Origin of the sequence: Pseudomonas sp. G2-4, assembly GCF_030064125.1 — a bacterium.
Taxonomy (GTDB): domain Bacteria; phylum Pseudomonadota; class Gammaproteobacteria; order Pseudomonadales; family Pseudomonadaceae; genus Aquipseudomonas.
The window spans coordinates 1201385-1222169 of record NZ_CP125957.1 but is presented as its reverse complement, the minus strand read 5'-3'; the positions used below and the strand labels follow the sequence as shown (position 1 = coordinate 1222169).

Annotated in this window: 18 protein-coding genes; 3 read left to right on the top strand and 15 right to left on the bottom strand. The window is 62.4% G+C overall.

The features are described 5' to 3' along the window. Positions 1 to 5: 5 nt before the first annotated feature. The 15 genes from QNH97_RS05365 to QNH97_RS05295 all read right to left on the bottom strand — a co-directional run bounded on the left by QNH97_RS05365 (position 6) and on the right by QNH97_RS05295 (position 16594). Positions 6 to 335 (bottom strand): PA3694 family proteiin, encoded by a 330-nt coding sequence (locus QNH97_RS05365; protein WP_283555928.1) that lies wholly within the window; start codon positions 333 to 335, stop codon positions 6 to 8. Then, positions 332 to 1237, bottom strand: coding sequence for an alpha/beta hydrolase (locus tag QNH97_RS05360; protein WP_283555927.1), 906 nt, complete (start codon positions 1235 to 1237; stop codon positions 332 to 334). Before QNH97_RS05360 ends, QNH97_RS05365 begins: the two co-directional genes overlap by 4 nt. Before the next feature lie 148 nt (positions 1238 to 1385). Then, entirely contained in the window at positions 1386 to 2663 is a 1278-nt protein-coding gene (locus QNH97_RS05355) for a flavohemoglobin expression-modulating QEGLA motif protein (protein ID WP_283555926.1), read from the bottom strand. 36 nt (positions 2664 to 2699) lie between these two features. After that, positions 2700 to 3254, bottom strand: coding sequence for a hypothetical protein (locus QNH97_RS05350; protein WP_283555925.1), 555 nt, complete (start codon positions 3252 to 3254; stop codon positions 2700 to 2702). A gap of 148 nt (positions 3255 to 3402) precedes the next feature. Beyond that, positions 3403 to 4107, bottom strand: coding sequence for a TetR/AcrR family transcriptional regulator (locus QNH97_RS05345; RefSeq protein ID WP_283557428.1), 705 nt, complete (start codon positions 4105 to 4107; stop codon positions 3403 to 3405). 113 nt (positions 4108 to 4220) lie between these two features. Beyond that, positions 4221 to 5723: a lysine--tRNA ligase gene (lysS, locus tag QNH97_RS05340; RefSeq protein ID WP_283555924.1), complete on the bottom strand. Its 1503-nt coding sequence runs from the start codon at positions 5721 to 5723 to the stop codon at positions 4221 to 4223. A gap of 108 nt (positions 5724 to 5831) precedes the next feature. Next, a protein-coding gene (gene prfB / locus QNH97_RS05335) for a peptide chain release factor 2 (protein ID WP_283555923.1) occupies positions 5832 to 6927 on the bottom strand; the annotation gives its coding sequence in 2 pieces (ribosomal slippage) (positions 5832 to 6854 and positions 6856 to 6927; 1095 coding nt in all). A 281-nt stretch (positions 6928 to 7208) separates the two neighbouring features. Next, a complete protein-coding gene (locus tag QNH97_RS05330) occupies positions 7209 to 8210 on the bottom strand; it encodes a response regulator (RefSeq protein WP_283555922.1) in 1002 nt (333 codons plus the stop codon). Positions 8211 to 8256: 46 nt separating this feature from the next. Beyond that, on the bottom strand, positions 8257 to 9267 hold the full coding sequence (locus QNH97_RS05325) for a chemotaxis response regulator protein-glutamate methylesterase (protein ID WP_283555921.1): 1011 nt from the start codon (positions 9265 to 9267) through the stop codon (positions 8257 to 8259). Next, positions 9264 to 11528: a hybrid sensor histidine kinase/response regulator gene (locus QNH97_RS05320; RefSeq protein ID WP_283555920.1), complete on the bottom strand. Its 2265-nt coding sequence runs from the start codon at positions 11526 to 11528 to the stop codon at positions 9264 to 9266. The genes QNH97_RS05325 and QNH97_RS05320 overlap by 4 nt, the downstream gene beginning before the upstream one ends. Continuing rightward, the gene (locus QNH97_RS05315) at positions 11525 to 12196 is read right to left on the bottom strand and encodes a chemotaxis protein CheW (RefSeq protein ID WP_283555919.1); all 672 of its coding nucleotides are present in this window, start codon (positions 12194 to 12196) and stop codon (positions 11525 to 11527) included. Before QNH97_RS05315 ends, QNH97_RS05320 begins: the two co-directional genes overlap by 4 nt. After that, positions 12193 to 13455, bottom strand: a complete 1263-nt coding sequence (locus QNH97_RS05310) for a CheR family methyltransferase (protein ID WP_283555918.1) — start codon at positions 13453 to 13455, stop codon at positions 12193 to 12195. The genes QNH97_RS05315 and QNH97_RS05310 overlap by 4 nt, the downstream gene beginning before the upstream one ends. Beyond that, on the bottom strand, positions 13452 to 13988 hold the full coding sequence (locus QNH97_RS05305; protein ID WP_283555917.1) for a chemotaxis protein CheW: 537 nt from the start codon (positions 13986 to 13988) through the stop codon (positions 13452 to 13454). Before QNH97_RS05305 ends, QNH97_RS05310 begins: the two co-directional genes overlap by 4 nt. After that, positions 13988 to 15610 carry a methyl-accepting chemotaxis protein gene (locus tag QNH97_RS05300; RefSeq protein WP_283555916.1) on the bottom strand — a complete coding sequence of 541 codons (1623 nt, stop codon included), beginning with the start codon at positions 15608 to 15610 and terminating at the stop codon, positions 13988 to 13990. Before QNH97_RS05300 ends, QNH97_RS05305 begins: the two co-directional genes overlap by 1 nt. Before the next feature lie 273 nt (positions 15611 to 15883). Continuing rightward, on the bottom strand, positions 15884 to 16594 hold the full coding sequence (locus tag QNH97_RS05295; protein WP_283555915.1) for a tellurite resistance TerB family protein: 711 nt from the start codon (positions 16592 to 16594) through the stop codon (positions 15884 to 15886). A 175-nt stretch (positions 16595 to 16769) separates the two neighbouring features. Here QNH97_RS05295 and QNH97_RS05290 point away from each other — a divergent pair, with 175 nt between their 5' ends. The 3 genes from QNH97_RS05290 to ydcS all read left to right on the top strand — a co-directional run bounded on the left by QNH97_RS05290 (position 16770) and on the right by ydcS (position 20578). Then, a complete protein-coding gene (locus tag QNH97_RS05290; protein WP_283555914.1) occupies positions 16770 to 17684 on the top strand; it encodes a LysR family transcriptional regulator in 915 nt (304 codons plus the stop codon). A 204-nt stretch (positions 17685 to 17888) separates the two neighbouring features. Then, positions 17889 to 19346 carry a gamma-aminobutyraldehyde dehydrogenase gene (locus QNH97_RS05285; protein ID WP_283555913.1) on the top strand — a complete coding sequence of 486 codons (1458 nt, stop codon included), beginning with the start codon at positions 17889 to 17891 and terminating at the stop codon, positions 19344 to 19346. Positions 19347 to 19426: 80 nt separating this feature from the next. After that, on the top strand, positions 19427 to 20578 hold the full coding sequence (ydcS, locus tag QNH97_RS05280; RefSeq protein ID WP_283555912.1) for a putative ABC transporter substrate-binding protein YdcS: 1152 nt from the start codon (positions 19427 to 19429) through the stop codon (positions 20576 to 20578). Positions 20579 to 20785: the final 207 nt, after the last annotated feature.

Sequence of the window (20785 nt, the reverse complement as noted above, 5' to 3'; positions counted from 1 at the left end):
TTGGGTTACGGCTGCAGCTTCTGCGGCGTCTCCTGCCCCATGCACCGCACCGCGCGCTTCTTCTCGTTGATCAGCACCCCGGTCAGGCCTTTTTGTTCGGTGTCGAACAACACCAGCACGCCGTCGATGCACTGGGCCACCTGGGGCGCCGGCTCCAGGGAGACTTTGTAGTCTTCGCCCGGCACGGTCTTGAGCATGGTGAATTGGTCGAGCAGCAACGCGTCCTCGGGCTTGGCGAAGTGCAGGTAACCGTAGTACCACAGCACCGCGACGGTACCGAGGATGCTGCAGGTACCGGTGATGATCAGGGGGATGGCGTTACGTTCTTCGCTCATTGCGCACTCTCAGAAGATTCAACGGGTGATTTCGGGTAATTCGGGACCTCGCCCAGGCGGCGCAGGCCGTCGAAGTGCTGGGGATCGTCGAGGTAGCGCAGCATCACCGTGCGCCAGACCGGGTCGGCGAACGTCTGCACATGCCCGCCGCGGGTCAGTTGCAGGACCCGGGGCGGGGGCGCAGCTTGATACAGACGGATGCCATTGGAAAGAGGCACGATAGGATCATCCAGGCTGTGGTAGATCAATTTCGGCACGCCATTCAATTGCGCCACCGAGCCGATTGCGCTGTCGCCGTCGGGCACCAGCCAGGACAGCGGCACCTGCAACCCCCAGGTCAACCAGGAAGTACTCAGCGCGAAACGCCCGACGTCGCGATAACTGGCGGGCACGCCATCAAGCACCAGGGCCTTGAGTTGCGCCTGGCGCTGTGGATGATCGACCAGATAATGCACCGCCAATGCACCGCCCAGGCTTTGGCCGAGCAGCACCAGCGGCTTGCCCTGGACCTCGGGCGATTGGTCGAGCCATTTGAATGCCGCGTCGATGTCCTGATAGATCGCCGGCAGGCTCGGCTCACCTTCGGACAGGCCGTAACCACGGTAGTCGAGCATCAACACCTGATACCCCTGCTCCGGCAACCACCAGCTCCCGCCCAGGTGCCAGGCCAGGTTGCCGCCGTTGCCGTGCAAATGCAGCACCGTGCCCTTGACCTCGACACCCTGTTTGACCGGCAGCCACCAGCCGTGGAGCTTGAGGCCGTCGGCCGTGGTCAGGGTGACGTCGCGATACTCAAGCTTGGCCCGCTCCGGCGTGAATGGCAGGCCGCGTTCGGGGTAGAACAGCAGCGAGCTACAACCGCCCAGGGTCAGCAGCAGGCAAAAGATGCCGAGGATTCGCATCCGGTGAAACCTCGCAAGATCAGGGTTGAAACATAACCTCCTTGTGGGAGCGAGCTTGCTCGCGATAGCGGCGGTTCAGTCACAGCTGTGTTGACTGCCCTGACGCTATCGCGAGCAAGCTCGCTCCCACAGGGGGGCTGTGTTGTGATTAAAGGATATTGGAATAATCCGCTTCGATCCGATCCAGGCTCAGATGGTTCAGGAAGTTGGAGAAACACATCCAGGCCGATAGCGCGTTCATGTCGCGGAACTGTTCGGGCAGGTACTTGGGCGGTACCACCAGGCCTTCGTCCACCAGTTGCCGCAAAGTGCGCATGTCCTCCAGGGTGGTCTTGCCGCAGAACAGCAACGGCACCTGTTCCAGCTTGCCCTTGCGCACGGCCAACTGAATGTAGTTGTAAACCATGATGAAGCCCTTGAGGTAGGACAAGTCTTTGGTGAATGGCAGACCGGTCGGCACCGAACCACGGAAAACCCGACTGGCGTTGCCGTAGCTTTCGGCCATTTCAAACCCTTGCTCACGGAAGAACTCGAAGATCTGCAGGAAATCGGCGCCCTCCTCCACCATATGGATGGCCCGGGTGCGGTTGGTGAGTTTGCGCAGGCGACTCGGGTAGGATGCGAAGGTGATGATTTCCATCAGGATCGCCAGGCCTTCCTGGGTCACGGTGGACGAGGGTGGGCCCTTGGACAGGAACGTGCAGATCGGCTGGTTCTGGCCGTTAAGGGTGGTGCCGACATGCACCAGCCCCTCGTGGACCTCCAGGGCCCGCACGTCACGGTCGTTGAACATCGCATCGGTGCGGATCTTGATGTAGTCGGCGCCCGCCGCTGCGTCAGCCACGATTCCGTCGGACTCGAACACCCGGATAGTCTCTTCAGCTTCGCCGAATACCCGGTTGAGACGATGTTGCAGCAGGCTGACGGCGTCCTTGGCCGTCAGGATTTTCGGCTCGTCCTTCAGGTCACCTCGGCCATCGATGTTGTTCAGGTAGTCGGACAGCATCAGGCCCAGGTCCGCCAGGGTCGGGTCGCCGGCGTGGAAGGCGTCGGAAGCAGCGCCGTACAACTCCTGGGAAATCAGCCCGAAATCCTCGGTGCCGCGTGCTTCGAGCATGCGCACCACCATGCGGTATTCCTTGCACATGCGGCGCATGATCTGGCCAACCGGGTTGAACTGGCCGAGCTGGCGGGTGATGTCGCGCTCGATGTTCTGGAATTCCAGCTTCACTTTGCTGGAGTCGAAGGACAGCGGCCGATTGAGGTAATAATCACGGTCCACGGCGGGCATTTCCTTGCCCTTGGCCTTGAGAAAACCCTTGCGGATGCTGTCATCCCATTTCACTGCGTCGAGAATGCGAATCGGCGTCTGCGCCAGCACAATGCGATCGGACAAGGTGCGTATCGTCTGCTGGTAATCGTCCACCCGGAACTCCTGTGAAAAAACATCCGATTGTTGCAATTATTGGGATTTGTCCAGCCGCTGGTAGCGCACGGCCTCCGAGAACACATCGGAATTGGCCGGGTCGTCGAGGTAGCTGAAAACCTTGCTCATGTCGCTGTCCACCAGTACGCCGTCACCTTCCTCGCTCTGGTTCGGCTGGCCGCTGAGGATCTTCTGGCCGATAGCCTGGTTGATCTGCTCCAGGTCCAGGTTGTAGACCACCAGTTCCTGCTTGTCGGTCAGTTCGAAACCGGCGATCACATAGTGTCCGCCATACCGGGCCGGCACCTTGGCCGACAGGTACCAGCGGCTGCCGTGGCGCGAGACGGTCAGCGGGAGGGCTTCGCGCTCCCTGGGCCTGGCCCTGAAATAACTGATGGCCTGGTAGCGATGCTTGCCGACCTCAGTCAACTCCAGGTTCAGCGGTTCACCCCAGGCGTTGGTGCTGGTCCATTGGCCGAGCAGGCCCTTGGGCGCCACGTCGCTGTCCGGTAACGGCGCCTTGAAGGACACCAGACAGCCACTGAGCAGCAGCAACGACACGGCCATTACAACGGCACGCCAGGCTTTCATTTGAACTCCCTATGGTACATGTCACCTTTATCTTCTGTGGCGAGGGAGCTTGCTCCCGCTGGGCTGCGCAGCGGCCCCCTTTTTTTGGTGAGTGCTGCGCACTCAAGCGGGAGCAAGCTCCCTCGCCACATAGACTGCGGTGCTTCGACTACACCGACGCCAGTACCAAGTGCATGTAGCGGGTCAGGATGCCGAGCATTTCTTCTGCCGCGACCGGCTCGGCGCCATTGAGCAAGCCCTGATATTCCATCCGTCCGATTATCGCCGTCAACACTTTGGCATCCTGTTGCGGCTCGCGCGAGCCCAATACCTGGAAAAACTGACACGTCCCGTGCAACAGGATCTGCTGGTGGGAACGCACCAGTTCCGCCAGGCGCGGGTTGAGCAGCGCTTCCTGGCGGAAGGCCTGTTCAGCCATCAGGTATTCGCGGCGACTGTCCAGTTGGTGCTGCACGTAATCGGCGGTCAGCCGGGCAATGTCGTCCGCCAGTTGCGAACGGGACTCGGCGCTGCCGTCCCCGTAGGCAACCATTTCCCGCAACAGGCCTTCATTATTGGTCCACAGTTTGGCCATGAACGCCGCGCTGCGTTCCACGTACTGGGCGAAGGTATCGGTGAGCAGGTCATCGATGTCCTTGAAGTAGTACGTGGTGGCCGACAGCGGCACGCCCGCTTCGGCAGCCACGGCGCGGTGCCGTACCGCCCGCACGCCATCGCGCACCACAATGCGCATGGCGGCGTCGAGAATCTCCTGGCGACGCTGTTCGCTGCCCTGTCGGCTGGCCTTGCGGCCTTGGTACTGAACACTTTCAGCGACAGCAGTGGCAACACCCGCTGCACCTTCTGGAACCATTGCACGATTCACGACAGGTCTTTCCTCGCTATTTCAGAAGTAACCATTTGATACGTTTGTACCAGACAGGCAATAAAAAGCCGCCCTTCCAGGCGGCTTTTTAATTGAAACACTTACGCTTGGGGCCGCATGTGCGGGAAGAGGATCACATCCCGGATCGACGGTGAGTTGGTCAACAACATCACCAGGCGATCAATGCCAATGCCTTCGCCCGCCGTCGGCGGCATGCCGTACTCCAGTGCACGCACGAAGTCGGCATCGTAGTGCATGGCTTCGTCGTCGCCAGCGTCCTTGTCGGCCACCTGGGCCATGAAGCGCTCGGCCTGGTCCTCGGCATCGTTGAGCTCGGAGTAGGCATTGGCGATTTCACGGCCACCGATGAACAGCTCGAAACGGTCGGTGACACTTGGATTCTCGTCGTTACGACGGGCCAGCGGCGACACTTCGAACGGGTACTGGGTGATGAAGTGCGGCTGTTCCAGCTTATGCTCCACCAGCTCTTCGAAAATCATCACTTGCAGCTTGCCCAGGCCTTCGAAGCCGAGCACCTTGGCGCCGGCCTTCTTGGCGATGGCACGGGCCTTGTCGATGTCCTGCAGGTCAGCCGCGGTGAGGTCCGGGTTGTACTTGAGGATCGAATCGAACACCGACAGGCGCACGAACGGCTCGCCGAAGTGGAACACCTTGTCGCCGTAGGGCACGTCGGTGGTCCCGAGAACAAGCTGCGCGAGCTCGCGGAACAGTTCTTCGGTCAGGTCCATGTTGTCTTCGTAGTCGGCGTAGGCCTGATAGAACTCGAGCATGGTGAACTCGGGGTTGTGCCGGGTCGAAACGCCTTCGTTACGGAAGTTGCGGTTGATCTCGAAGACTTTCTCGAACCCGCCGACCACCAACCGCTTGAGGTACAGCTCCGGCGCGATGCGCAGGAACATTTCCATGTCCAGGGCGTTGTGGTGAGTCTCGAACGGCTTGGCCGCCGCACCGCCGGGGATGGTCTGCAGCATCGGCGTCTCGACTTCGAGGAAGTCACGCTTCATCAGGAAACTGCGGATGTGGGCGATGACCTGCGAACGGACGCGGAAGGTCTGGCGCACCTCTTCGTTGACGATCAGGTCGACGTAGCGCTGGCGATAGCGCTGCTCGGTATCGGTCAGGCCATGGTGCTTGTCCGGCAGCGGGCGCAGGGATTTGGTCAGCAGGCGCACGCTGGTCATTTCGACGTACAGGTCGCCCTTGCCGGAACGGGCCAGGGTGCCTTCGGCGGCAATGATGTCGCCCAGGTCCCAGGTCTTGACGGCGGCCAGGGTTTCTTCCGGCAGGGTCTTGCGGTTGACGTAGACCTGGATGCGACCAGTCATGTCCTGGATCACCATGAACGAACCACGGTCGAGCATGATACGACCGGCAACCTTGACTGGAATCGCCGCCTCGGCCAGCTCTTCCTTGGTCTTGTCCGCGTACTTCTTCTGCAAGGCGTCGCAGTAGGCGTCGCGGCGGAAGTCGTTGGGGAAGGCCTGGCCCTTGGCGCGCTCGGCAGCAAGCTTTTCCTTGCGCAGGGCGATCAGGGAGTTTTCTTCCTGTTGCAGGGCTTGCGGGTCGAGTTCTAGGTCGCTCATGTCTTTAAGGATTCCATCACAGGTTCGTTGCCCCCGGCCCCGGGCCGGAGTTTGCGGGCAAGCCTCGCTTCCTGTGGAAGCGTGCCTGCCCACCGCATGGGTGTCGCGTTACAGCCCTTGTTTGAGGCTCGCCACCAGGTATTCGTCGATGTCGCCGTCGAGCACCTTGTCGCAGTCGCTGCGTTCGATGTTGGTGCGCAGGTCCTTGATCCGCGAAGCGTCGAGCACGTACGAACGGATCTGGTGACCCCAGCCGATGTCCGACTTGGTGTCTTCCAGGGCCTGGGACGCCGCGTTGCGCTTCTGCACTTCCTGCTCGTACAAACGGGCCCGCAACATCTTCATCGCGGTGTCTTTGTTGGCGTGCTGGGAGCGCTCGTTCTGGCAGCTGACCACGGTATTGGTCGGTACGTGGGTAATCCGTACGGCCGAATCGGTGGTGTTAACGTGCTGGCCACCGGCCCCGGAGGAACGGTAGGTGTCGATGCGCAGGTCCGACGGGTTGATGTCGATTTCGATGTTGTCATCGATTTCCGGCGACACGAAGACGGCCGAGAACGAGGTGTGGCGACGGTTGCCGGAGTCGAACGGGCTCTTGCGCACCAGGCGGTGCACGCCGATCTCGGTACGCAGCCAGCCAAAGGCGTATTCGCCCTTGATGTGCACAGTGGCGCCCTTGATCCCGGCGACTTCACCGGCCGACAGCTCCATGATGGTCGCGTCGAAACCGCGTTTGTCGGCCCAGCGCAGGTACATGCGCAGCAGGATGTTGGCCCAGTCCTGGGCCTCGGTTCCGCCGGAACCGGCCTGGATGTCCAGGTAGGCGTTGTTCATGTCCATCTCGCCGCTGAACATGCGACGGAATTCCAGCTTGGCCAGGGCCTCGTCGAGACGTGTCAGCTCGGCGACCACATCGCCGACCGCGCCTTCGTCGTTTTCTTCGACAGCCATGTCCAGCAGGTCGCGGCAATCGGCCAGGCCGCTGGACAACTCGTCCAGGGTCTCGACGATCTGCGCCAGCGCAGAACGCTCGCGGCCCAGTTCCTGGGCGTATTCAGGTTTGTTCCAGACGTTCGGATCTTCAAGCTCGCGATTGACCTCGGTCAGACGCTCATGCTTTTGATCGTAGTCAAAGATACCCCCGAATAGTTTCGGAGCGCTCGGACAGGTCCTTGATGGTGTTAAGGATCGGGTTGATTTCCATGGCGGGCAGCACTCGTTGGCGAACTTTTGAAAGCCGGCGAGTATAACGTAATCAAACGCCAGCGGCAGCCCGCCTGGCGGCTTTCGGGGCATGAAACTCAGGGACATGGCTCAACACCGGCCCCGTGGCGAGGGAGCTTGCTCCCGCTGGGCTGCGCAGCAGCCCCCTCTCAAAGGCCCACTCAATCAACCCGATCCACCGAGTTGGCTGGTTTCAGGGCCGCTACGCGCCCCAGCGGGAGCAAGCTCCCTCGCCACAAAAGCATCATCATCGACCGAAGGTCATTCGAAACCCACCCGATTACGCCCATTGTGCTTGGCCATGTACAACCCTTTGTCCGCCGCCGAAATCAGCTGCCGACAATCACCACCCGCCTGCGGCGTCACGGTCGAGACGCCGACGCTGACGGTGAGGTTCCCGCCAGCGTCGGGGGCGGTATGGGGGATGTTCAGGGCGACGACGCTCTGGCGCAGCTTTTCGGCCATCAACCGGGCGCCGCCGGGCGAGGTGCTGGGCAAGACCAGGGCAAACTCCTCACCGCCGTAGCGAGCCGGCAGGTCGGACGGGCGACTGCAGGCGTCACGGATCGCGGTGGCCACCTTGCGCAGGGCTTCGTCGCCTTCCACGTGGCCAAAGTTGTCGTTGTAGGACTTGAAATAGTCCACATCAATCATCAACAACGACAGTTGGCTCTGGTCGCGCATCGCCCTGCGCCACTCCAGCTCCAGGTACTCATCGAAGTGCCGACGATTGGACAGCCCGGTCAGGCCATCGGAGTTCATCAACCGTTGCAGCACCAGGTTGGTGTCGAGCAACTGCTGCTGGCTGACCCGCAGGGCGCGGTAGGCCGCGTCGCGCTGCAACAGCATCATGTAGGAGCGCGAGTGATAACGGATGCGCGCCACCAGCTCGATGTTGTCCGGCAGTTTGACCAAGTAGTCGTTGGCGCCAGCGGCGAACGCCGCGCTCTTGACCAGCGGGTCCTCCTTGGTGGACAGCACGATGATCGGAATATCGCGAGTGGCCGGATGACTACGGTACTCGCGCACCAGGCTCAGGCCGTCAAGGCCGGGCATCACCAGGTCCTGGAGAATCACCGTGGGCTTGATGCGAACCGCTTGGGCGACGGCCTGGTGAGGGTCGGAGCAGAAATGGAAGTCGATGTTCTCTTCGTTCGACAACCCGCGCCGCACCGCCTCGCCGATCATGGCCTGGTCATCGACGAGCAGCACCATGGCGGCGTTTTCATCGCTCTTGAAATCGTCGAGCTGTAATTCATTCATGGGGGGCTTACCTGAGTACGGCTTGGGGCAAGGGTTCGGGGGTTCATCATGGGTTAAAAATCTCTACCAAGCGTGGCGCGATATTGCCCAAGGCAAGAATCTGCGCGGCCGCATCAATGGCGACCGCCGCTTTGGGCATGCCGTACACGGCGCTGCTCTGCTGGTCCTGGGCGATGGTCACACAGCCCTGCTGACGCAAGAGTTTAAGCCCTTGCGCACCGTCGCGGCCCATGCCGGTGAGTAAAACGCCCACCGCATCACCGCTCCAGAAGTGGGCGACACTCTCGAAAAATACGTCGATGGAAGGCCGATAGATCTCGTTGACCGGCTCGGCGGTGTAGGCCAGGGTGCCGTCTTTCAACAAGCGAAGATGGTGGTTGGTCCCAGCCAGCAACACCGTACCGCTTTGTGGCGTTTCGCCGTGCAGCGCCAGGCGGACCTTGTGGCCCGATGCCCTGCCGAGCCATTCGGCCATGCCCGCGGCAAACACCTCGTCCACATGCTGGACCAGCACGATGGCCGGGGCAAAATCACGCGGCAGCGCCTTGAGCAACACCTCCAGAGCCGCCGGGCCGCCGGCCGAGGAACCGATGGCCACCAGGCTTTTGCGCGACACCGAGACACGTTGGGCCGCCGGCGCGGGTCGCTCAGGGTTGCCACGCTCGCCGATCAGCCAACCGATGTTAGTGATCTTGCGCAGCAACGGCGCCGCCGCGTTCTCAGGGTTACCCACGCCCAAGGCCGGCGTATCGACCACATCCAGGGCTCCATGGCCCATGGCTTCGAACACCCGGTGGACGTTCTGCTGGCTGTCACCGGTGACAATCACAATGGCGCACGGGGTTTCGGCCATGATTCGCCGGGTGGCCTCCACGCCATCCATGATTGGCATGAACAGGTCCATCAGGATCAGGTCCGGCGTGTATTCGGCGCAGCGCTGCACCGCCTCGGCGCCGTTGGCGGCCACCCAGACCAGTTGATGCGCCGGCTCGAACGCCAGCGCACGGCGCAAGGCTTCGACCGCCAGGGGCATGTCATTGACAATGGCGATCTTCAAGCGCGGGCCCCTCCGATCAATTCGACCACGGCGTCGAGCAAGGCGTCGTCATGAAAACTCGCCTTCGCCAGATAATAGTCGGCGCCGGCGTCCAAGCCACGACGGCGATCTTGTTCGCGGTCCTTGTAGGACACCACCATCACCGGTAGCGACTGCAAACGGTTGTCGCGCCGCAGCAGCGATACCAGTTCGATGCCGTCCATGCGTGGCATGTCGATGTCGGTGATCAGCAGGTCGAAGTCTTCCGCGCGCAACGCGTTCCAGCCGTCCATCCCGTCCACCGCCACCGCCACGTCGTAGCCGCGATTGAGCAACAGCTTGCGTTGCAGCTCGCGCACGGTCAGGGAGTCGTCCACCACCAGGATCCGCTTGCGCGGGGCCTGGGTCTGGTTCTGCCGGGCGATGCGCTCCAGGCGTCCGGTATCGAGCAACTTGTCCACCGAACGCAGCAGGTCTTCGACATCGACAATCAGCACCACCGAGCCGTCATCCAGTAAGGCCCCGGCAGAGATGTCCTGGACCTTGCCCAGGCGTTCGTCCAGGGGCAGCACCACCAGGGTCCGCTCGCCAATGAACCGCTCCACCGCCACGCCATAGACGGCGTCGCGCTCGCGGATCACCACAACCTTGAGGCTCTGGCCGCTGTTCTGCGTGGCGGGGCGATTGAGTAGCTGGCTGGCGGCGACCAGCCCCACATGCCGGCCTTCATGCCAGAAATGCTGGCGACCTTCGACCTGCACAATGTCCTCCGGCGCCAAGTCGCACATGCGCTCGATATGGGCCAGGGGAAAGGCATACGCTTCATCGCCGACGTCCACCACCAGGCTACGCACCACCGAGAGCGTCAACGGCACCTCGAGGTGAAAACGACTGCCCTCGCCCGCCGTCTGTTCCAGTACCACCGCGCCCCGCAACTGCCGGACCATATGCTGGACGGCGTCCAGGCCGACACCGCGCCCGGAGACTTCAGTGACCTTGTCCCGCAGACTGAAGCCGGGCAGGAACAGAAACGTCAGCAGCTCTTCTTCGCTCAGGCTGGCGGCGGTTTGCTCGAGGGAAAGCCCGCGCGCGACGATGCTGCGGCGTAACCGTTCCAAGTCCACGCCAGCGCCGTCGTCCGCCAACTCCAGTACCAGCAGGCCCGCCTGATGGGAGGCCCGCAAGCGGATCAGGCCTTCAGCGGGCTTGCCGGCCAGCACCCGTTGCTCCGGGGTTTCGATACCGTGGTCCACGGCGTTGCGCAGCAGGTGGGTCAGCGGTGCTTCAAGCTTTTCCAGCACGTCGCGGTCAACCTGGGTTTTCTCGCCTTCAATCTCCAGGCGCACCTGCTTGCCCAGGCTGCGGCCCAAGTCCCGCACCATGCGTGCCTGGCCCGAGAGCACATCGGCAAATGGGCGCATGCGACAGGCCAGCGCCGTGTCGTACAGGACCTGCGCCCGCTGGCTGGCCTGCCAGGCAAACTCATCCAGTTCCGCGTGTTTCTGTGCCAGCAACTGCTGGGTTTCGGACAGCAGGCGGCGGGCATCGCCAAGGGCTTCCTGGGCCTGCAGGCTCAGGGTGTGTTCCTTGAGGTGCACGCTCAACGCTTCAAGGGCGCGCAGGCCGTTGCTTTGCTGGCGCTTGAGCCGTTGCATCGTCGCCAGCCAGGGCTTGAGGCGCTGGGTTTCCACCAGGGATTTGCTCGACAGGTCCAGCAAGCTGTTGAGGCGTTCAGCCGTCACCCGCAAGACCCGCTCGCCCCCTTCGCTGACGCGTTTGTTTTTGGCGGCTGGCTCCATGGGTGTGGCTGGCTCGGATTCGGGCAGCTCGACACGCTGGGGCTCGACAGGATGCCCGTCGGTGAGGGGTATCGACGCTAGGGGCTGCCCAGCGTAGGAATCGAGCAAACGCCCCATCAGCGCCACGTACGCGTCAATCTCCGGAGCGCCGACAGTGTTGCCCGGCGTAGCGATGCGCGTCAGCAGGTCGGTGCCTTGCAGCAAGGCGTCGATGTGTACGGCGCTCAGGACCAGTCGTCGCTCCTGGGCGCTGACCAGGCAGTCTTCCATCACGTGGGCCACGCTGACCCCGGCGTCCACCCCGACGATCCGCGCCGCGCCCTTGAGGGAATGGGCCGCGCGCATGCACGATTCAAGGTGATCGGCCTGGGTCGGGTCGCGTTCCAGGGCCAGCAGGCCGGCGCTCAACACTTGGGTCTGGGCTTCGGCTTCCAGGCTGAACAGCTCAAGCAATGAGGCGTCGCGCATCTGATCGGGGGTCATGACAGGCTCCGGGTCACCGCGGACAATAGCTGTTCTTCGTCCAGCCAGCGCAGGCTGCGATCCTTGTACTGCAACACGCCGCGCGTGTATTTACCGGCCGATTGCGAAGCATTCGCCAGGACGCGTTCGTCGATGGCATGGATGCCGTCCACCTCGTCCACCGGCACCACCACCGGCCCGCCCGGGGCCGCGACAATCAACATGCGCGGCATGATTCGCCCGGAGGAAACCGCCGCCCCACCGGGTTCCAGGCCCAGCAGTTCCACCAGCGACAGACAGGCCACCAGCGCGCCGCGTACATTCGCCACGCCCAACAAGGCCCGTGAACGCTGATGGGGCAACGAATGAATCGGCTGCAACGGCGCCACTTCCACCAGGCTGCGAGTGGTCAGGGCCAGCCACTCTTCGCCCAGGCGGAACATCAACAGCGAGCGAGTGACGACCTCCGTGTCCAGCGGCGCAAGGGCCAGGTCGCGGTCGTCGTGCTGCAAGGCATAGCGGTCAAGCAGCCGGGTGGCGGCCGCCGAATACACCGAACAATTGCGGCAATGGATATGCTCGACCAACAGCGGGCAGGATTGGTCGCCATGCACCCCGATGCGATTCCAGCAGTCGTCGATGGCCTGGGCGTCGTCTTGGGTGACGTTGTAAAAAGCCGAATCGCTCATTGTTTACGCTCACTGTCAGCCGCGCGCCCGCTGCGGGCGGCACGTTCCTGCAATCGACGGGCACCGGCCACGTCGCCCTGGGAAGCCAGCAGCGCCGCCAGATGCACCAGGGCCTCGGCGTGTTGCGGTTCAAGATAAAGCGCCTTGCGATAATAACCCTGGGCCTCGAGTGCACTGCCAGACATGTCGCTGAGCAATCCCAGCCAGTAGAACACCTGGGCCGCCGGTGCATGGCTGCGCACGTACTGCTCGCAGGCAGCCCGGGCCTCGGCGCTTTTGCCGCTGTTGGCCAGGGCGGCGATGTGGGCCAGCAGTGTTGCGGCGTCGCTGCTTTTCGGTTCGGTGACCGGGCTCGCACTTCCTGCAAACGGCCGGGGCTGAATCACAGGGGGGACCACTCGCGGCAGCGGGCGAACCGGCAGCGGAGTCGGCATCAAGGCAGGCACCGGCTGAGGCTGCGGCCCCCCCTGACGACTGAAGGCGAACGACTGGGCAATACCGATCGAGCGCAGGCCCAATCGCCCCAGCAAACTGCCCTCTGCGGGGCCGATAAACAGTACCCCATCCTCATGGGTCAGGCGCTTGAGCACCGCGAATACCTGCTGCTGGGTCGGCTGGTCAAAATAAATCAGCAAGTTGCGGCAGAACACAAAATCATAAGGCGCCTCGTTCACTAGCAGGGCTGGGTCCAGCAGGTTGCCCACCTGCAGGCGCACCTGTTCGCGCACCCGCTCACTGAGGCGATAGCCATCATTTTCGGCGGTGAAATGCCGCTCGCGAAAAACCAGGTCGGCGCCACGGAAGGAATTCTTGCCGTAGCGCGCCTCCTTGGCTCGCTCCACCGACAGTGGGCTGACATCCAGCCCATCGACCTTGAATTGATGAGGCCCCACGCCCGCGTCAAGCAAGGCCATGGCGATGGAATAAGGTTCTTCGCCGGTGGAACACGGCAAACTGAGGATGCGCAGCGCCCGCAGGTGCCTTATCTCGGTCAAGCGCTTGACCGCCAGTTTGGCAAGGGTCGCGAAGGATTCGGGATAGCGGAAGAACCAGGTCTCCGGGACGATCACCGCTTCAATCAGAGCTTGCTGCTCATCGGCCGAGTGCTGCAGGCATTGCCAGTAGGCATCGGCGGTTCGCTCCGATTGGGCACTGATGCGTTGGCGCAGCGCCCGTTCGATGATGGCGGTGCCGACGGAGGTGACATCCAGGCCGATACGCTCTTTGAGGAAGTCGAAAAAGCGCTGGTCGTTACTCATGGCAGGACCTCGAGGTCATCGAGGTTCAGCGGCGGCGTGGGGAACAACACGGCACGAACCGACTCATCGAGCAGGTCATTGACCCGTACCCATTGCAGCAAGCCCTGGGCGTCTTCGCGCACCGGGCCCAGGTACGGCGCCTGCCGGTTGTCCAGGCCATAGGGCCGGAAATCCGCCGGATCGCAGCGCAAGGTGTCGGTGGCCTGTTCCAGGATCAACCCCAGCACCTGCCCCGCCTGCTGCGCGTCGGGGCGGTAGTGCACGAGCACCAATCGCGTGCTGGTGCGGGCCGTGGCGCCATGGCCGAAGGTCAGGGTGCACAGGTCGATCACCGGCACCACCGCGCCGCGCCAGGCAAACACGCCCGCCACCCAGGACGGCGCCCGGGCAATCGGCTTGAGCGGCAGGCGCGGCAGCACTTCCACCACGTCGATGGCCTGCAGGGCATAGCGCTCGCTACCGATGCGAAACACCAGGAACAGCGTTTGCCGGGCCGCCGGCGCGGCGCCACGTCGGGTCTCGAACTCGCCCATCAGACTTTGAAACGCGAAACGCCACTGCGCAGCCCCACGGCCACCTGGCTGAGTTCATCGATGGCGGAACTGGCCAGGCGCAGGGACTCCACGGTCTGGCTGCTGGCATCACCCAGTTGAACCAAAGCGTGGTTGATCTGCTCGGCACCGGTGGCCTGGGCCTGCATGCCCTCGTTGACCATCAACACCCGCGGCGCCAACGCCTGGACCTGGTGGATGATCTGGGACAGTTGCTCGCCGATCTGCTGCACCTCGGCCATGCCACGGCGCACCTCCTCGGAAAACTTGTCCATGCCCATTACACCGGCCGACACCGCGGATTGGATCTCGCGCACCATTTGCTCGATGTCATAAGTCGCCACGGCCGTTTGATCAGCCAGGCGCCGCACTTCGGTGGCGACCACGGCGAAACCACGACCGTACTCGCCGGCCTTCTCGGCTTCGATGGCGGCATTGAGGGACAGCAGGTTGGTCTGGTCGGCCACTTTGACGATAGTGACCACCATCTGGTTGATGTTGCCGGCCTTCTCGTTGAGGATCGCCAGCTTGGCATTCACCAGGTCGGCGGCGCCCATCACCGAATGCATGGTTTCTTCCATGCGCGCCAGGCCTTGCTGCCCGGAGCCGGCGGCCACCGAGGCCTGGTCGGCGGCGGTGGAGACTTCGGTCATGGTGCGCACCAAGTCGCGGGAGGTGGCGGCAATCTCTCGGGACGTCGCGCCGATCTCGGTGGTGGTGGCCGCGGTTTCGGTGGCCGTGGCCTGTTGCTGGCGGGAAGTCGCGGCGATCTCGGTCACCGATGTGGTGACCTGCACCGAAGAGCGCTGGGCCTGGGACACCAACGATGTCAACTCAGCCATCATGTCGTTGAAACCGGTTTCCACTGCGCCGAATTCATCTTTGCGCGCCAGGTTCAGGCGTCCGCTCAGGTCACCGCTGCGCATGATCTCGAGGATCTCCACGATGCGGTTCATCGGTGCCATGATCGCGCGCATCAACAACAGGCCGCAGAGAACGGCAACAATCAGCGCCACGAGAAACGACAGGCCCATGGCAACCTTGGCGGCTGTCACCGCGTCGCCAATGGTCTGCGCGGCTTTTTCCGCCCGTTCACGATTGCGCTCGATGATTTGGTTCAAATGCCCACGGCCATCGAGCCAGGCCGGCGTCAGCTCTTTCTCCAGCGCCAGCCGCGCGCCTTCGTAATCCTTGCGTTGATACAGGTCCAGAACCTTTGCCACCGCCTGGTTGAAGGCCTGGTGATTCACCTCGAACTCATCGAAAGAGGTCTGGTCGACCGGATCCTGGATCAGCTTTTGATAGTGCTGGATCTCCTCGCGCAGATGCTGTTCGAAGCCCTGGTAGCGAGCCTTGTCATCGGCGGTGATTTCCCGATTCCCCGAGAGGCCGACGATCTGTTGGGTCAGGACGTAGCTGTCGACCCAGCCCCCGCGAATCATGGAGCTGTAATACACCCCTGGCACCGCATCGGCACGCACCCGCTCTTCACCGTCTTCGATCTTTAACAGCCGTGAATACGAGACGAGCACCATCAGCAGCATGATGGCGATGATCACAGCGAAACTCGCCAGGATGCGTTGGCGCAACGTCCAGTTCTTCACAGTAAAACCTCGGGGACTTTGAAATGCTGGGGAGTATAGCCGAGGCTTGGGTGGCTTCTTAAGGCGAGGTGGGGCGAAGATTGAGTGTGGCAACGGCGAGGTTCACTGATCTCTCAGCGGTAGATGAGAGCCCCAATTTCAACACACGCCACAAAACCACTGTGGGAGCGAGCTTGCTCGCGATAGCGGTGTGCCGGCCAACTTATTATTGACTGATCCACCGCCATCGCGAGCAAGCTCGCTCCCACAAGGTATGTCGAGACTGTTTCTATTTTATAGGGCCGCCTGCCGCACCTGCTTCTCCAGTTCCGCCTTCAATCCGGGCTCCAGCTTGAGCTGGCGCGCCAGTTCATCAAGGTAGGATTTCTCCATGAAGCTTTCTTCGTCTACCAGCATCACGCTGGCGATGTACATTTCCGCGGCCATTTCCGGGGTGCTGGCGGCGCGGGCGACGTCGACGGGGTCCAGGGGCTTGTTGAGTTCGGCGTGCAGCCAGTGTTGCAGTTCCTGATCATTGTCGAGCTTGGTGAATTCACCTTCGATCAATTGACGCTCACGCTCGTCCACATGACCATCGGCCTTGGCCGCCGCCACCAGCGCCGTGAGGATCGCCTGGCTGTGTTGCTCAACCTGCGCCGCAGGAACGCGGTCCAGGGTCTGCGGTTCGGTTTTCGGCGCGGTGCCCTGCTGGGCCTGCCAATTGCCATAGGCTTTATAGGCGATCACGCCCAGAGCGGCCAGGCCACCATAGGTCAATGCCTTGCCGCCGAAGTTGCGGGCTTTCTTATTACCCAGCAACAGGCCCATGGCCCCGGCGGCCAGTGCCCCGCCACCCGCGCCGGAAAGCATGCCGCCCAAGTTGCCGGAGCCGCCGAGCAATCCGCCCAGACCACCGGAAGACTTGCCTTGGGAGCCGCCAGTCTTGTTCTGCAACATTTCCTGACCGGACTTGAGTAGCTGATCGAGCAATCCACGAGTGTTCATTTGCTGCCTCCACGCATTCGGGTAACCGGATCATTAAGGCCACCAGCCTAGAACGAAAGTGCCCGGTGTCTGCGGCAAGATTGCTTCGAGATGTTGCCTAAGACTCAGGCTACCGTTCAGAAAAAACGATATACACTCACGCTCATCGATAAAACCGCCCACCGGGTATTCGTCCATGATGACGCTGCGTCAGATCCGCCATTTCATCGCCGTGGCCGAAACCGGCTCGATCTCCGCCGCCGCACAAACAGCCTTCATCTCCCAATCCACCTTGACCCTGGCCATCCAGCAGTTGGAGCAGGAAATCGGCGTCAGCCTGTTCAACCGCCACGCCAAGGGCATGACCCTGACCCACCAAGGGCATCAATTCCTGCGCCAGGCCCACTTGATCCTCGCCACCGTCGACAACGCCAAGCGCAGCCTGCAGCAAAGCACCGACCAGGTGGCCGGCCACGTCACCATCGGGGTCACCAGCCTGGTCGCCGGTTATTATCTGGCGGATCTGCTGACCCGCTTCCAACGCGCCTATCCCAATGTGGAAATTCGTGTCATGGAAGACGAACGGCCGTACATCGAACATTTATTGGTCAGCGGTGAAATCGATGTCGGAGTGCTGATCCTGTCCAACCTGGAAGACCGCCATGCCTTGCAGACCGAAGTGCTGACCCATTCACCCCACCGCTTGTGGCTGCCAGCCCAGCACCCGTTGCTGGAACACGACAGCATCAATCTGGCCGACGTGGCCCGCGAGCCACTGATCCAGCTCAACGTCGATGAAATGGACCGCAACGCCCAGCGCCTGTGGCGCGGCGCCGGCCTGCAACCGAAGATCACGCTGCGTACCGCCTCGACCGAAGCGGTGCGAAGCCTGGTGGCGGCGGGGCTTGGCGTGTCGATCCAGCCGGACATGACCTACCGTCCCTGGTCACTGGAAGGCGACATCATTGAAGCGCGACCGATTGCCGACCTCAGCCAGACCCTCGACGTCGGTCTGGCGTGGCGTCGAGGCACGGCGCGACCGGCCCTGGTCGACCCGTTCTTGACCGTCGCGCGGGAGCAACCTTACGGCGGCCGCAAGCCATCTATTTAATCGAATGTAGCCTTGAGTATTTAGAATTTGTCGGCTTTAAGGCTGAGCACTAGTCTTGCTGCATCACCACAATCCATTGTGGGAGCGAGCTTGCTCGCGATGACGGAGTGTCAGCAAAGTAATGTCGACTGATAGACCGCCATCGCGAGCAAGCTCGCTCCCACAGGTTCTGTGTTTCAACCGATATAAAAAGAGAAGTCGGACATGGCTGGCACGCAAACTCCGTTGTGCACCGCGTTGCTGATCGACGGAGAACTGGTCGCAGGCCAGGGCTTTGTCGAGCCCATTCTCAATCCGGCCACCGGCGAAGTACTGGCCCACATTGCCGAGGCCAGCACCGAGCAAGTCGAAGCCGCGATCCTGGCCGCCCACAGCGCCTTCGACGGATGGTCGCGCACCACACCGCAACAACGTTCGAACCTGCTGCTGGAAATCGCCAGCGCCATCGAAAAAAACGCCGATTACCTGGCCCGCCTGGAATCCCTGAACTGCGGCAAGCCGCTGCATTTGGCGCGCCAGGATGACCTGAGCGCCACGGTGGACGTGTTCCGTTTCTTTGCCGGCGCGGTGCGCTGCCAGACGGGTCAGCTCAGTGGTGAGTACCTGCCCGGCTACACCAGCATGGTGCGCCGCGACCCGATTGGCGTAGTGGCGTCCATTGCGCCGTGGAACTACCCGATCATGATGGCCGCGTGGAAAATCGCCCCGGCCCTGGCCGCCGGCAATACGCTGGTGTTCAAGCCGTCGGAACACACACCACTGTCGATCCTGGCCCTGGCGCCGATCCTGGCCCAGATCCTGCCGCGCGGCGTGATCAACATCATCTGTGGAGGCGGCGAAGGGGTGGGCAGCCATCTGGTCAGCCACCCCAAAGTGCGCATGGTTTCGTTGACCGGCGATATCGTCACCGGGCAGAAGATCCTCCAGGCCGCGGCGAAAACCCTCAAACGCACGCACTTGGAGCTGGGCGGCAAGGCGCCGGTGATCGTGTGCAACGACGCCGACCTCCAGGCGGTGATCGAAGGCGTGCGCACCTACGGTTATTACAACGCCGGGCAGGATTGCACCGCCGCGTGCCGGATCTACGCCCAGGGCGGAATTCACGACCAACTGGTGGCCGAGCTCGGCGCGGCGGTCAGCAGCTTGCGCTTTGCCGGCAAGCGCGATGCCGACAATGAAATCGGCCCGCTGATCAGCACCCGCCAGCGCGACCGCGTCGCCAGTTTCGTCGAGCGCGCCCTTGGGCAGCCGCATATCGAGCGCATCACCGGTGCGGCGGCGCACTCCGGCGCTGGCTTCTATTACCAGCCCACCCTGCTGGCCGGCTGCAAGCAAACCGATGAAATCGTCCAGCGGGAGGTGTTCGGCCCGGTCGTCACCGTGACCCGCTTCGACGAACTCAGCCAGGCGGTGGACTGGGCCAACGATTCCGAATACGGCCTGGCCTCCTCGGTATGGACACAGAACCTGGACAAAGCGATGCAGGTCGCCGCGCGGCTGCAATACGGCTGCACCTGGATCAACAGTCACTTCATGCTGGTCAGCGAAATGCCCCACGGCGGTCTGAAACGCTCCGGCTATGGGAAGGATCTGTCCAGTGACTCGCTCCAGGACTACAGCGTGGTACGCCATATCATGGCCCGGCATGGCCGGGAGTTTTGAGCTGCAAGGCTAAGCTAAAACAATAACCAGCGACACGCTTCTCAACTGCCCCGACCATAATTAAAGCAAGAGGGATTTCCATGTACGCGCACAAGACCGCATTGCTCAGCGCCATCGCCACGGCGCTGCTGACCAGCGTCGGCCTCCAGGCCGCCGAACCGCTCAAGGCGGTTGGTGCTGGCGAAGGCCAACTGGATATCGTCGCCTGGCCGGGCTATATCGAACGGGGCGAAAGCGACAAGGCCTACGACTGGGTGAGCGGTTTCGAGAAGGAAACCGGCTGCAAGGTCAATGTGAAAACCGCCGCGACGTCCGACGAAATGGTCAGCCTGATGACCAAGGGCGGCTACGACCTGGTCACCGCCTCCGGCGACGCCTCGCTGCGGCTGATTGCCGGCAAGCGTGTACAGCCGATCAACACGGCGCTGATCCCCAACTGGAAAAACCTCGACCCGCGCCTCAAGGATGCACCGTGGTACGTGGTCAACCAGCAGACCTACGGCGCCCCGTACCAGTGGGGTCCGAACGTGCTGATGTACAACACTGAGGTGTTCAAGCAGGCGCCCACCAGTTGGAGCGTGCTGTTCAGTGCCCAGGACCTGCCTGACGGCAAGCCCAACAAGGGCCGCGTGCAAGCCTACGATGGCCCTATCTACATCGCCGACGCGGCGTTGTACCTCAAGACCGCCAAGCCTGAGCTGGGCATCAAGGACCCGTACCAACTCGACGAAGCGCAATACAAGGCCGTGCTGGAACTGCTGCGGGCCCAGCAACCGTTGATCCACCGTTACTGGCACGACACCACCGTGCAGATGAGCGATTTCAAGAACGAAGGCGTGGTGGCGTCCGGCGCCTGGCCGTACCAGGTCAACGGCCTGATGAACGAAAAACAACCGATCGCCTCGACCATTCCGAAAGAAGGCGCCACCGGTTGGGCCGACACCACGATGCTCCACACCGAGGCCAAGCACCCCAACTGCGCGTACAAATGGATGGACTGGTCGCTGCAACCGAAAGTCCAGGGTGACGTGGCCGCGTGGTTCGGCTCCTTGCCTGCGGTACCTGCGGCGTGCCAGGGCAGCGAACTGCTCGGAGCCGAAGGCTGCAAGACCAATGGCTTCGACCAGTTCGACAAGATCGCCTTCTGGAAAACCCCACAGGCCGAAGGCGGCAAGTTCGTGCCGTACAGCCGCTGGACCCAGGACTACATTGCGATCATGGGTGGGCGGTAAGTCGCAGTAACCTGTTTGGGGGACATGGTTAACCCTGTGGCGAGGGAGCTTGCTCCCGCTGGCGTGCGCAGCACGCCCAAAACAGACCAACGCGGTATGACCTGACCCACCGCATCGGCTGGTTTTGGGGTGGCTGCGCCACCCAGCGGGAGCAAGCTCCCTCGCCACGGGACCGCGTTCCAACCGTTGAAATTTCATACCCGCCCC